Here is a 12,225-nt window from a genome sequence, read left to right on the forward strand (position 1 = left end):
CTCTCCTTGTCGCAGCGTCCACGCCGGATCCTTTCCGGATCCGGCAAGGATCTCAGTTGTCGCGCTCCACCACCTTGTCAGCCAGCAGGCTGAGCCAGGCGGTGTCGGCCAGGCCGCTGCCGGCGAGCGCCTGATGCGCCTCGTCCCGCAGGCGGAGCGCGTACGCGCGGGCGGGCTCCAGGCCCAGCACGCTGACGTAGGTCGGCTTGTTGTTGTCCTGATCCTTGCCGGCGGTCTTGCCGAGCACGTCGCTGTCCTGGGTGACGTCCAGGATGTCGTCGACGACCTGGAAGGCCAGGCCGATCGCGGCGCCGTAGCGGCTCAGCGATTCCCACGCGGCCGGCGTCAGTTCGCCGCAGGCGGCGCCCATCAGGACGCTGGCCTGCAGCAGCACGCCGGTCTTGCGGCGGTGCATGTCGCGCAGCGACGCCTCGTCCAGCGGCTTGCCGATGCTGGCCAGGTCGATCGCCTGGCCGCCGGCCATGCCGTCGTAGCCGCTGGCGCGCGCCAGCAGCCGGCACAGCTTGGCCTGCAACGCGGGCGCGACGCCCTCGTCCGGCGTCAGCACGTCGAAGGCCAGCGCCTGCATCGCGTCGCCGGCCAGCATCGCCTGGGCCTCGCCGTACTGCACGTGCAGCGTCGGCTTGCCACGGCGCAGCACGTCGTTGTCCATGCACGGCATGTCGTCATGCGCCAGCGAGTACGCGTGGATCAGCTCCACCGCGCACGCCGCGCGCATCGCGGCCTCGCGCTGGCCGCCCGCGGCGTCCGCCGCGGCCAGCACCAGCAACGGGCGCAGGCGCTTGCCCGCGCCGAGGACGGCATACCGCATGGCCTCGCCCAGGCCCGCCGGCGCCGCCTCGGGCACCCAGGCCTCCAGCGACCGCTCGACGTCCTCGAGCGATTGCTTCACCCAACGTTCAAAAACCCCTGCATCCACTTATTCATCTCCCCAAGCCTGCGCGCCGCCGCCTTCAATGACCTGTACTTGTTGTTCGACGGCCTGAAGTCGGGTGCGGCAGTATTTGAGCAAGGCGGCTCCCCGCTGGTAGCTGGCCAGCAGCTGATCCAGCGGCAGTTGACCGGCTTCCATGGCCTGCACCAGACGTTCCAACTCCTCGACCGCCAGCTCATAGCTGGCAGGCTCCTGCTCGTGGATCGCGGGCTGCGCCGGTTTGGCGCTGGCGGAAGGCTTGCTCATTTCAAAACACGAAAATGAGGATTGTAAGCACCGTCAACGCTCCGCCCGTCGTCCGACCGTCGGGGGATGTGAGCCGAGCGCCACAGGCGTCAGCGGCTGTTTCGGGCGCTGGGTAAAGCTTGACACCCTCGCGTTTCCCCGCCATTGGTAGCCCGGGTACAATCACCGGTTCCCTTGCCCGCTCCGATCCCCTAAAAGGGGCCAAAACGGGGCCGGCGATCAGTTTCACTCAGTCCCCACGCATGCCGGCCCGTTCACCTGGGGGGCGGCCGTCACGGTTGACATTGGAGTCTTGGAGACCCTCTTGGATCATGTCCGACCTGAGCATCCCTCTCAGCGCGCTTGAACGCAACGGCACGGGCAGCACGGCCCCCAGCCACCCCCAGCTACCGGTCACCTCCTACTTCGACGAGGACCTGTTCCGCCGCGAACAGGAACTGATCTTCCAGCATGGCCCCCGCTACCTCGGTCACGCGCTCGCCGTGCCGGAGGTCGGCGACTACTACGCCCTGCCGCAGGAGGGCGAAGGCCGCGCCATCGTGCGCAGCGCGCAAGGCCTGGAACTGATCTCCAACGTCTGCCGGCACCGGCAGGCGGTGATGCTGCGTGGCCGCGGCAACACGCAGAGCAACATCGTCTGCCCGCTGCACCGCTGGACCTACGACCTCAAGGGCGAGCTGGTCGGCGCGCCGCACTTCAAGCAGGACCCCTGCCTGCACCTGAACCGCTACAGGATCCGCGAGTGGAACGGCCTGCTGTTCGAGGACAACGGCCGCGACATTGCCGCCGACCTGGCGAAGCTGGGGCCGCGCGGTGCGCTGGACTTCAGCGGCTACCAGCTCGACAAGGTCCATGTCCACGAGTGCGACTACAACTGGAAGACCTTCATCGAGGTCTACCTGGAGGACTACCACGTGGGCCCGTTCCATCCGGGCCTGGGTCACTTCGTCACCTGCGACGACCTGGCGTGGGAGTTCGGCCGGGACTATTCGGTGCAGACGGTGGGCGTGAACAAGGCGCTCGAGAAGCCGGGCTCCGAGGTCTACGCCAAGTGGCACGACCAGGTGCTGGGCTTCTCCGGCGGCCAGTCGCCGGAACAGGGCGCCATCTGGCTGACCTACTACCCCAACATCATGGTGGAGTGGTATCCCAACGTGCTGGTGGTGTCGACGCTGTTCCCCAAGGGGCCGCAGAAGACGACCAACATCGTCGAGTTCTACTACCCGGAAGAAGTGGTGGCCTTCGAGCGCGACCTCATCGATGCCCAGCAGGCCGCCTACATGGAGACCTGCATCGAGGACGACGAGATCGCGCTGCGCATGGACGCCGGCCGCAAGGCGCTGATGGAACGCGGCGACGACGAGGCCGGCCCATACCAGACGCCGATGGAAGACGGCATGAAGCACTTCCACGAGTGGTACCGCGGGCTGATGAAGCGCTGACACCACGCCGACGGCGGGTTCACACGCCAGCGCACACGTCGCGCACCCGCCCCGCCCCTGCGCCACCGCGGGGCGCACAACGCCCCGCTCTTGCGGGGCGTTCGTTTTTGCGGCTCGCCACAACAGGCCGGACCGACCTTCGGCGCGAGAATCGACCGCATATGTCTGCCCCCTTCTGATGGTCCTGGCGACCTTGCTGTTCGCCACCATGGGTGTCTGCGTCAAGCTGGCTTCGGCCTACTACGGCGCGGGCGAGATCGTCATGTATCGCGGCCTGGTCGGTACGCTGTTCCTGTTCGCGCTCTCGCGGGCCAAGGGGCTGTCGCTGAAGACTTCCGTGCCGGCGATGCATTTCTGGCGCAGCCTGTCCGGCGTGATCGCGCTGTCGCTGTGGTTCTTCGCGATCAGCAAGCTGCCGCTCGCCACGGCCATGACGCTGAACTACATGTCCTCGGTCTGGATGGCGCTGTTCCTGATCGGCGGCGCGGTGCTCATGGGCGCGGCCAAGGTCGATCCGCGGCTGATCATCACCGTGCTGCTGGGTTTCGTCGGCGTCGGGCTGGTGCTGCAGCCGGCGATGGAGGACCAGCAGGTCTGGCACGGCCTGGCCGGGCTCGCGTCCGGGATGCTGTCGGCGATGGCCTACCTGCAGGTGACCTCGCTGGGCCGCGCGGGGGAGCCGGAATTCCGCATCGTCTTCTACTTCTCGATGGGCGGCGTGGTCGCCGGCGCGTTGACGACGATCGTGTCGCACGGCGGCTGGCACGGCCACACCTGGACCGGCGCGGCGCTGCTGCTGGCCGTCGGCGTGCTGGCCACGGCCGCCCAGCTCCTGATGACGCGCGCCTACGGCACCGGCAAGCCGCTGGTGAACGCATCGCTGCAGTACCTGGGCATCGTGTTCTCGGCGTTGTATGGTGTGCTGATCTTCGGTGACCTGCTGGGCCTGCTCTCGTGGATCGGCATCCTGCTGATCGTCGTCGCGGGCCTGGGGGCGACGCTGTTGCGCGCCCGGAACACCCCCAAGGACGCCCAGCATTCTGTCCAGGAATCTTGAACGGCCATGACGACTTCAGCGACGCCTCACCCGGTTCCTTCCTCGGCATCCCCGTCGACGTCCCCCGAGGCGTCGTCGACGCGCCCCGCTCCGGCGGGCCTTGACGGGCTGATCTCGGTCGAGCAGTTGCGGGCGCTGGTGAACTCGTCCGCGCCGCCGCTGATCGTCGACGTCCGCTTCGATCTGGCCGACACGGCGGCCGGCGAGCGTGCGTACGCGGCCGGCCATCTGCCCGGTGCGTTCTACCTGAATCTGGACCGCGACCTCAGCGGCCCGAAACAGGACGCCGTCGGTGCGTTCCGCGGCCGCCACCCGCTGCCCGAGCGGGAGGCCTTCGCGGCCCGCCTGCGGGACCTCGGCATGGCGCCGGGCCGGCAGCTCGTCGCCTACGACGCCGCCGACGGCATGTACGCGGCCCGCCTGTGGTGGATGCTGCGCTGGCTGGGCCACGCGCAGGTGGCCGTGCTCGACGGCGGGTTCGCGGCCTGGCAGCAGGCCGGCGGCGTGGTGACGTCGGAGATCCCCCCTCGGCCCCACCGCCTCCTTTGAACCTGCCGCCCCGCTCGAGGCCCCCTGGTCCGCCCAGGACCTGCTCGCCGGACTCGGCCGCGTCCGGCTGATCGACGCCCGCGCGGGCGAGCGCTTCCGCGGCGAAGTCGAACCGCTGGACACCCAGGCTGGCCACATTCCTGGTGCGACGAACCGCTTCTTCAAATCCAACCTGACACCGGAGGGCCGCTTCAAGCCGGCCGACCAACTGCGCGAGGAATTCAGCGCGCTGCTCGGCCCGCAGGGACCGGACGGCACGGTGCACCAATGCGGATCGGGCGTGACCGCCTGCCACAACCTGCTGGCGATGCATCACGCCGGGCTGCCGGGCAGCCGGCTCTACCCCGGATCCTGGAGCGAATGGAGCGCCAACCCGCGGCTGCCGCTCGCAAAAGGCTGACTGAAGGGCTGACAAAGGGCTGACCGACGTGCTGACGCCGGCCCTTATTGACATTGCGCATGGCGCGAGCACCATGGGAAGCCCAGACTGCGAAGGCAAGCCCTGACCCCGCCCGTGGTGCGGGTCGGGACCACCCAGCCCCACCCCGTTCGCTCGAAGGAGGCTCGCCATGTTCCAGCGCATCCTGATTCCCACCGACGGTTCCGACATCACCGCCAAGGCGATCTCCACCGCCATCCAGCTGGCGAAGTTCCACAATGCGCGGCTGTTCGCGATCAGCGTGAAGGAACCCTTCCCCTACAGCGCCGTCTCGGAGATGCAGCCGACGCCGCCGCAGGAGTTCTTCGACGCCCAGGAGCGCATCGCGCAGGAGCGTCTGGCCCATGTGCTCTCGCTGGCGCGGGCCGAAGGCCTGGAGATCGACGCCCACAGCGTCGAGGCGTTGCACCCCTGGGAAGCCATCATCGAGCACGCCAAGCGCGTCGACGCCGACCTGCTGGTCATGGCCACGCACGGCCGACGCGGGCTGCAGGCGCTGCTGCTCGGCAGCGAGACGCAGAAGGTGCTGTCGCACTGCGCCTTCCCGGTGCTGGTGGTGCACGGCGAGGGCGCGCCTCAGTAGGCGCCTCCGGCCAGCAGTCGCTCAGTGGAGCAGTCGCTCAGTGGGCGTGTTTGCCGCCAACGACGATCAGCACGAACACGATCCCCACGCCCAGCCACAGCAGCTGCAACGCGGTGTCCTTCCAGGGCAGCCGACGCTGCAGCTGCGGGATCAGGTCGGCGACCGAGACGTAGACGAAGCTGCTCGACGCCGCCACCAGCAGGTAGGGGAACAGCTGCTGCCATGGGCCGACGACGTAATAGCCCACCAGCCCGCCGACCACCGCCGCCATGCCCGACACGGCGTTGAAGAACAGCGCCTTCTTCCGTGTGAAGCCGGCGTTCAGCAGCACGATGTAGTCGCCGACTTCCTGCGGGATCTCATGGGCGACGATCGCCATCGCGGTGACCCACCCCAGGTGGTGATCCGCCAGGAAGGCCGCGGCGATGATGATGCCGTCGCAGAAGTTGTGGATCGAGTCCCCCACCAGCACCGACAACCCACCCCGACCGGCCTGCTCCTGGTCGAAATGATGGTGGTGGTGGTGCCCGTCCCCCTCATGGTGGTGCGTGTGGCGGTAGAGCTCCGCCTTTTCCAGCAGGAAGAAGAACATCAACCCGCCCAGCAGCGCCAGGAACAGGTTGTGCGGATCCGCCCCGCTCTCGAACGCCTCCGGCAGCACGTGCAGCAGCGCGGTCGACAGCAGCACGCCGGTGGACAGGCTCACCAGGTGCTTGACGATGCGGCTCAGCAGGCCGACCGTCAGCATCGCCGCGATCGTCACGGAGGCAAGTCCACCGGCGAAGGTCACCAGCAGGATGTAGGTCAGGGTCATGGATAAAAAAGGCGCACCACTGAGGGTGCGCCGGTTGGGTTCCCAAAATTGTCTCAGACTCGTCAAGCCCCCGCTTTGGAAGGCTCTGGCATCACGGCGTGGGGGAGCGCAGGCTCGAGGAATGACTCCGAGAAGCCGGGCGCGGGCTCTCCACGGGGCATGAGGGCTCCCTCCTGGACCCTCGAGCCCCATGCCGGCCCCAGCCTCTCTCGCTGACTTCGGGCCGTTGGCGTTCAGACGCCGTGCTGTTTGAACCAGGCCTGGCAGCGGGCCCAGCCGTCCTTGGCGGGCTCGGACTTGTAGCTCGGGCGGTAATCAGCGTGGAAGGCGTGGCCGGTGTCGGGGTAGACGACGAACTCGCTCGCCTTGGCGGCGGCGCTGCCCTGCTTGAGCGCCTCCTGCATCGCCGCCACCGTGGAGACGGGAATGCCGTTGTCCTGGGCGCCGTACAGGCCCAGCACCGGCGCGTTCAGTTGACCGACGACGTCGATCGGATGCTTCGGGGTCATCGCATTCGTCTGGCCCTGCAGGCGGCCGTACCAGGCCACGCCGGCCTTCACCGCCCTGCTGTGCGCCGAGTACAGCCACACGATGCGGCCGCCCCAGCAGAAACCGGTGATCGCCAGCTTCGAGGTATCGCCGCCCTGCTGCTTCGCCCAGGCGACCGCGGCGTCCAGGTCGTTCATGACCTGCGCGTCGGGCGTGCGCTGGATGATCTCGCTCTGCAGCTTGGCGATGTCCGAATAGACCTTGGCATCGCCTTGCCGCGCGAACAGGTCGGGCGCGATCGCCAGGTATCCGAGCTTCGCGAAGCGGCGCGCGACGTCGGCGATGTGCTCATGCACACCGAAGATCTCGCTGATCACGAGCACGACGTGCGCATTCTTCTTGCCCGCCGGCTGCGCGACATAGGCCGGCATCTTGAAGTCGCCGACCGGGATAGCCACCGGTCCCGCATCCAGGCCCTGCGTGTCGGTGGTGATCGTCTGCGCCGAGACCGGCAGCACCGCCGCCGCGAAGCCGCTGCCCACCGCCGTGCCGACGAACGCGCGCCGGCTGAAGGCGCGTCCCGGGGTCAGCGTGTCGATGTCGTCGCGGATCGCGTCGACCAGTTCGGGGGACACGCCGGCGGCGCCCTCGTCGCGGGAATCGGAATTCGTCATCTGCGGCTCCTCGGTTGGGATGCGGGGTGGACGGAACGCCGGATGCTAGCGCGAGTGAAGATGAAAGCACTTCGTTCCCGGAAGGGACACCAAACACCGCGACAATCCCGACCCATGACGCAAGCGCAAGTTCCCCTGACCCTGGCCGCCATCGACATGGGCTCCAACAGCTTCCGTCTGGAACTCGCCCAGTTGCAGCACGGGCAGTACCGCCGCCTGGATTACCTGAAGGAAACGGTGCGCCTGGGCGCGGGCCTGGATGCGATGAGCATGCTGACCGAGGAAGCCACCGAGCGCGGGCTCGCCTGCCTGCGCCGTTTCGCGGAACGGCTGTCGGGCCTGCCGGGCCGCCAGGTGCGCGCGGTCGCGACGCAGACGCTGCGTGAGGCGCGCAACCGCAACGCGTTCCTCGCGCGCGCCCAGGAGGTGCTGGGCCATCCGATCGAAGTGATCTCCGGCCGCGAGGAGGCCCGCCTGATCTACGCCGGCGTGGCCCGGCTGCAGACGGCCGAGGATCCGCGCCTGGTCATCGACATCGGCGGCCGCTCCACCGAGATGATCCTGGGCCGCGGCCCGCAGCCGGTGAGCACCGAATCCTTCCAGATCGGCAGCGTCAGCCTGTCGATGCGCTTCTTCCCGGACGGCCGCTTCACGGCCGAGGCCTTCCGCGCCGCGCAGGTCGCCGCGGGCGCCGAACTGGAAGAAGCCATCACCCAGTTCTCCCGCCAGTCGTCCCAGCCGAGATGGCAGCAGGCACTGGGCTCGTCGGGCACCGTCGGCGCCGTCTCGCAGATCCTGGCCGCCAGCGGCGTGAGCCCGGACGGCTCCATCACCCTCGACGGCCTGCGCTGGTGCATCGAGCAGTGCCTGGCCGCCGGTCGCGTCGACGCGCTCAAGCTCCCCGGGCTCAAGGAGGATCGCCGCGCCGTCGTCGGCGGCGGACTGTGCATCCTCTACACGCTGCTCACGCATTTCGACATCGATCGCCTGTATCCGGCGAAGGGGGCCCTGCGCCAGGGCGTCGTCTTCGACCTGGCGGAACGCCTCGACCCACGCCTGCTCGCCGCCGGTCGCGACATGCGCGAACAGTCGGTCGCCGAGCTGCAGCGCCGCTTCGCCGTCGACCGGGCGCAGGCCGGTCGCGTGCAATCGCTCGCGCAGCGGCTGCACATGCAGCTGTCGCCCAAGGCCGAGGAAGAACACCGCCGCGAACTGTCCTGGGCCGCCGCCCTCCACGAGATCGGCATGATGGTCTCGCACCACGACCACCATCGCCACAGCGCCTACCTGCTGTCTCACGTCGACGCGCCCGGCTTCTCGCAGAACCAGCTGCGACGCCTCGGCGATCTCGCGCTCGGTCAGCGCGGCGGACTGCGCAAGCTGGAAGAACAGCTGCAGGAAGAACCGATGGTCTGGCAGCTGCTGGCGCTCCGGCTGGCAGCCATCAAGTGCCACGCCCGCACGAACGTCGATGCGGGCGACATCAAGATCCGCCGAGAAGGCATGGACGTCACCATCGAGATGCGCAAGGGCTGGGCCGATACCCATCCCCGCGCCCACTTCCTGCTCCGGGAGGAGCTGGAGGCCTGGGCCAAGGTGGGGAAGGTGCAGCTGGCGCTCGACGCCTAGGGGCGAGCGCGACGGGCATGGCCCGGGCCGGCGACGGCGTCGAGCGGGCGCCAACTCGCTCTGCTCACCTCCGGTTCGCGCCGCTCAGACAGACGGCGCCCAGTCAGTTTTTTGAAGCTCGACTTCGTCGCCGGCCCGGGCCATGCCCGTCCATCGGGAACGAGGACTTCGGAGGGCGTCCGAGCGCCGTCAGAGCTCTTCGCGGTACAGGCGCATCAGCGCCTGCTGTGCACAGACGCCGTTGGGGTTGTCCTCGGTACCGATGCGCTGCGAGGTGCCGTCAGGTCCCAGTTGCCAGGCGTCCAGCGTGTCGTACAGGTAAGGCGTGAGGCCCTCGTCGATCACGCGCTGACGCAGCTTCGCGTCCGTGATCGGCCACGCCACCTCGATGCGTCTGAGCATGTTGCGCGCCATCCAGTCGGCGCTCGACAGGTACAGCGCCTCCTGCTCATCCTTGCCCCAGCGGAAGTAGAAGATCCGCGAGTGCTCGAGGAAACGACCCACCACCGAGCGCACCAGGATGTTGTCCGTCTCGCCCGGCAGGCCCGGCGGCAGCATGCAGGCGCCGCGCACGATCAGGTCGATCTTCGCGCCGGCCTTGCCCGCCCGGATCAGGCCGTTGATCAGCTCGGCATCGGTCAGCGCGTTGATCTTCAGGACCACGCGCGCCGTCTCGCCGCGCTTCGCCGCTTCCTCGACCTGCGTCAGCAGCTCGCACATCGTGCGGTGCAGGTTGAACGGCGCGAGCAGCAGCTTCTTCGGCGCCTTGAACTTGGACAGCGACGCCAGCTGGCTGAACACCAGGTCCATGTCGGCCGTGATCTCGGCGTCGGCCGTCAGGTAGCCGAGGTCGGTATAGAAGCGCGCGGTCTTCGGGTTGTAGTTGCCGGTCGACAGGTGCCCGTAGCGGCGCAGCTTGCCGCCCTCGCGGCGCGTGATCAGCATCAGCTTCGCGTGCGTCTTCAGGCCGACGATGCCGTACACCACCTGCGCGCCGACGGCCTCCAGCCGCTCCGCCCAGTTGATGTTGGCCTCCTCGTCGAAACGCGCCTTCAGCTCGACGACCGCCAGCACTTCCTTGCCCCGCCGCGCCGCCTCGATCAGCAGGTCCGCCAGCACCGACTGGCTGCCGGTGCGGTAGATCGTCTGCTTGATCGCGAGCACGTCCGGATCCTCGACCGCCTCGCGCAGCAGCTGCACCACCGGATCGAAGCTCTCGAACGGGTGATGCAGCATCACGTCGCCCTTGGTCCGCAGCTTGTCGAAGATGGACTTGCCGCGTGGCAGCCGGCCCTTGGGCCAGCTCGGCTCGTAGGGCTGGAAGCGCAGGTCCTCCGCGTCGGTCTGGTCGATCAGCTCGTTCAGGCGCACCAGGTTGACCGGGCCGTTGACGCGGTACAGCGCCGCCTCCGGCAGATCGAACTGCTCGAGCAGGAACCGCGACAGCTCCTCGGGGCAGGTGTTGACCACTTCCAGCCGCACCGCGCGGCCGAAGTGGCGCGTCGTCAGGCCGGAGCGCAGCGCGTGGCGCAGGTTGGCGATCTCTTCCTCGTCGACTTCCAGATCCGAGTCGCGCGTGACGCGGAACTGCGAGAAGGCCTCGACGTGCCGCCCCGGGAACAGCTCCTCCAGATGCGCGCGGATGACGCTGGTCAGCAGCACGAAGCTCTGCTTGCCGCCGCTGATGGCCGCCGGCACCTTGATCACGCGCGGCAGCACGCGCGGCACCTTGACGATGGCGATGCGGTTGTCGCGGCCGAGCGCGTCCTTGCCCGACAGCCGGGCGATGAAGTGCAGCGACTTGTTGCCGACCTGCGGGAACGGATGCGCCGGGTCCAGGCCCACCGGCACGAGCAGCGGACGCACTTCGCGCTCGAAGAACTTGGCGACCCACGCGCGCATCTCGTCGGTGCGGTCGGCGTGGTTCAGGATCTGGATGTTGTGCTCGCGCAGGGCGGGCATGACCTGGTCGTTGAAGATCGCGTACTGCTCGTCGATCAGGTCGTGGGCGGCGCGGCCGACGCGCTCGACGTCGCGCGGCGTCACCAGGCCGCTGCCGTCGCGCTGCATGTCCAGCATGTCGGCGAAGCGCACCTCGAAGAACTCGTCGAGGTTGCTGGACACGATGCAGATGTAGCGCAGCCGCTCCAGCAGCGGCACGTCGACGCGCTGGGCCTGGGCCAGGACGCGCCGGTTGAACTCGAGGATCGCGTTTTCGCGGTTGAGCAGCGGGACGTCGGGCAGAGTCATGAACTGATTCTATGAAGCTGGTGTGACAGCCCAATGACCCTCTTTCGGGCGGGTTCCGCACGGTTTCACCGAAGTCGGGCCGTCCCGTCGCCTCGGCGGACGACAGGCGTCGTCATCGAGCGGGCGGCGTGCGACGATGAAGCGAGGGAGGGAGGCGTCAGGCCGGCTGGCGCATCGCCGCGGCCAGCGCTTCGGCAGTTCCCTGCTCCGCGAGCATCCGCTGGCGCTCGGCCCAGTCCAGGATCTCGAGGTGGCCGTCCGGGTGCTCGACCAGCGCGGTGAGGCTCTCGACCCAGTCGCCGTCGTTGGCGTAGGTGATGCCGTCGATGTCGCGCAGCTCGGCGTGGTGGATGTGGCCGCAGACGACGCCCTGCACGCCGCGCTTGCGGGCCTCGCGGGCGAGCGCCTGCTCGAACTCGCCGATGAACGAGACCGCGCGCTTGACCTTGAGCTTCAGGTACTTGCTCAGGCTCCAGTACGGCAGGCCCATCCGGGCCCGCAGCGAGTTGAGGTGGCGGTTCAGCTTCAGCGTGAACTCATAGAGCGTGTCGCCCAGATGGGCCAGCCACTTGGCATGCTGGATGACGCCGTCGAAGAGGTCGCCATGGGTGACCCAGAACTTGCGGCCGTCGGCGGTCTCGTGGATCCACTCGTGCGCGACCTCGATGCCGCCGAAGCTGTGCTGCAGGTACTTGCGGGCGAATTCGTCGTGGTTGCCAGGCACGTAGATCACGCGCGTCCCCTTGCGCGCCTTGCGCAGCAGCTTCTGGACGACGTCGTTGTGTTCCTGCGGCCAGTACCAGCTGCGGCGCAGCTGCCAGCCGTCGACGATGTCGCCGACGAGGAAGAGCTGCTCGCACTCCACCTCCCGCAGGAAGTCGAGCAGCGCCCGGGCCTGGCAGCCCGGCGTGCCCAGGTGCAGATCGGAGATCCACACCGTGCGCACGCGGATGGATCCGCCGTCTTCGGGTTCCGCCGCCTCGGCCCCAGGCGGTTCGTTCGAAATCGCGGCGGCCATGAGCGTGTCGGTCAGCATGGCCCCACAGGTTGCCGACCCTGGATGAAAGCTTGATGACCGGACCCCCGATAATCCCCGCC

At 68.4% G+C, this 12,225-nt stretch carries 10 protein-coding genes and 1 pseudogene; 5 read left to right on the forward strand and 6 right to left on the reverse strand.

The window, feature by feature from the left end:
* Positions 1-52: 52 nt before the first annotated feature.
* Entirely contained in the window at positions 53-913 is an 861-nt protein-coding gene (locus ACQ86G_RS00140) for a polyprenyl synthetase family protein (protein ID WP_431258771.1), read from the reverse strand.
* 27 nt (positions 914-940) lie between these two features.
* Positions 941-1,201 carry an exodeoxyribonuclease VII small subunit gene (locus tag ACQ86G_RS00145; RefSeq protein WP_431258772.1) on the reverse strand — a complete coding sequence of 87 codons (261 nt, stop codon included), beginning with the start codon at positions 1,199-1,201 and terminating at the stop codon, positions 941-943.
* 311 nt (positions 1,202-1,512) lie between these two features.
* On the opposite strand from ACQ86G_RS00145, the gene ACQ86G_RS00150 reads away from it, so the two are divergent.
* From ACQ86G_RS00150 to ACQ86G_RS00165, 4 genes and pseudogenes are all read left to right on the forward strand, one after another.
* Positions 1,513-2,643, forward strand: a complete 1,131-nt coding sequence (locus ACQ86G_RS00150; protein WP_431258773.1) for an aromatic ring-hydroxylating oxygenase subunit alpha — start codon at positions 1,513-1,515, stop codon at positions 2,641-2,643.
* A gap of 178 nt (positions 2,644-2,821) precedes the next feature.
* Positions 2,822-3,700, forward strand: coding sequence for a DMT family transporter (locus ACQ86G_RS00155; protein WP_431258774.1), 879 nt, complete (start codon positions 2,822-2,824; stop codon positions 3,698-3,700).
* 6 nt (positions 3,701-3,706) lie between these two features.
* A pseudogene (locus tag ACQ86G_RS00160) lies at positions 3,707-4,649 on the forward strand (sulfurtransferase).
* Between the two features lie 169 nt (positions 4,650-4,818).
* Positions 4,819-5,271 carry a universal stress protein gene (locus ACQ86G_RS00165; RefSeq protein WP_431258775.1) on the forward strand — a complete coding sequence of 151 codons (453 nt, stop codon included), beginning with the start codon at positions 4,819-4,821 and terminating at the stop codon, positions 5,269-5,271.
* A 37-nt stretch (positions 5,272-5,308) separates the two neighbouring features.
* Here ACQ86G_RS00165 and ACQ86G_RS00170 read toward each other — a convergent pair whose 3' ends face one another.
* The gene (locus ACQ86G_RS00170; RefSeq protein ID WP_377156871.1) at positions 5,309-6,085 is read right to left on the reverse strand and encodes a ZIP family metal transporter; all 777 of its coding nucleotides are present in this window, start codon (positions 6,083-6,085) and stop codon (positions 5,309-5,311) included.
* A 233-nt stretch (positions 6,086-6,318) separates the two neighbouring features.
* On the reverse strand, positions 6,319-7,248 hold the full coding sequence (locus tag ACQ86G_RS00175; RefSeq protein ID WP_431258776.1) for a dienelactone hydrolase family protein: 930 nt from the start codon (positions 7,246-7,248) through the stop codon (positions 6,319-6,321).
* Positions 7,249-7,362: 114 nt separating this feature from the next.
* Here ACQ86G_RS00175 and ACQ86G_RS00180 point away from each other — a divergent pair, with 114 nt between their 5' ends.
* Entirely contained in the window at positions 7,363-8,877 is a 1,515-nt protein-coding gene (locus tag ACQ86G_RS00180; RefSeq protein ID WP_431258777.1) for an exopolyphosphatase, read from the forward strand.
* A gap of 189 nt (positions 8,878-9,066) precedes the next feature.
* Here ACQ86G_RS00180 and ppk1 read toward each other — a convergent pair whose 3' ends face one another.
* Both ppk1 and ACQ86G_RS00190 read right to left on the reverse strand, forming a co-directional pair.
* Positions 9,067-11,127 (reverse strand): polyphosphate kinase 1, encoded by a 2,061-nt coding sequence (ppk1, locus tag ACQ86G_RS00185; RefSeq protein ID WP_431258778.1) that lies wholly within the window; start codon positions 11,125-11,127, stop codon positions 9,067-9,069.
* Positions 11,128-11,284: 157 nt separating this feature from the next.
* Positions 11,285-12,145: a UDP-2,3-diacylglucosamine diphosphatase gene (locus ACQ86G_RS00190; RefSeq protein ID WP_431258779.1), complete on the reverse strand. Its 861-nt coding sequence runs from the start codon at positions 12,143-12,145 to the stop codon at positions 11,285-11,287.
* Between the last annotated feature and the right edge of the window lie 80 nt (positions 12,146-12,225).

The organism is Roseateles chitinivorans (genome assembly GCF_050632145.1).
Taxonomy (GTDB): Bacteria; Pseudomonadota; Gammaproteobacteria; order Burkholderiales; family Burkholderiaceae_C; genus Roseateles; species Roseateles chitinivorans_B.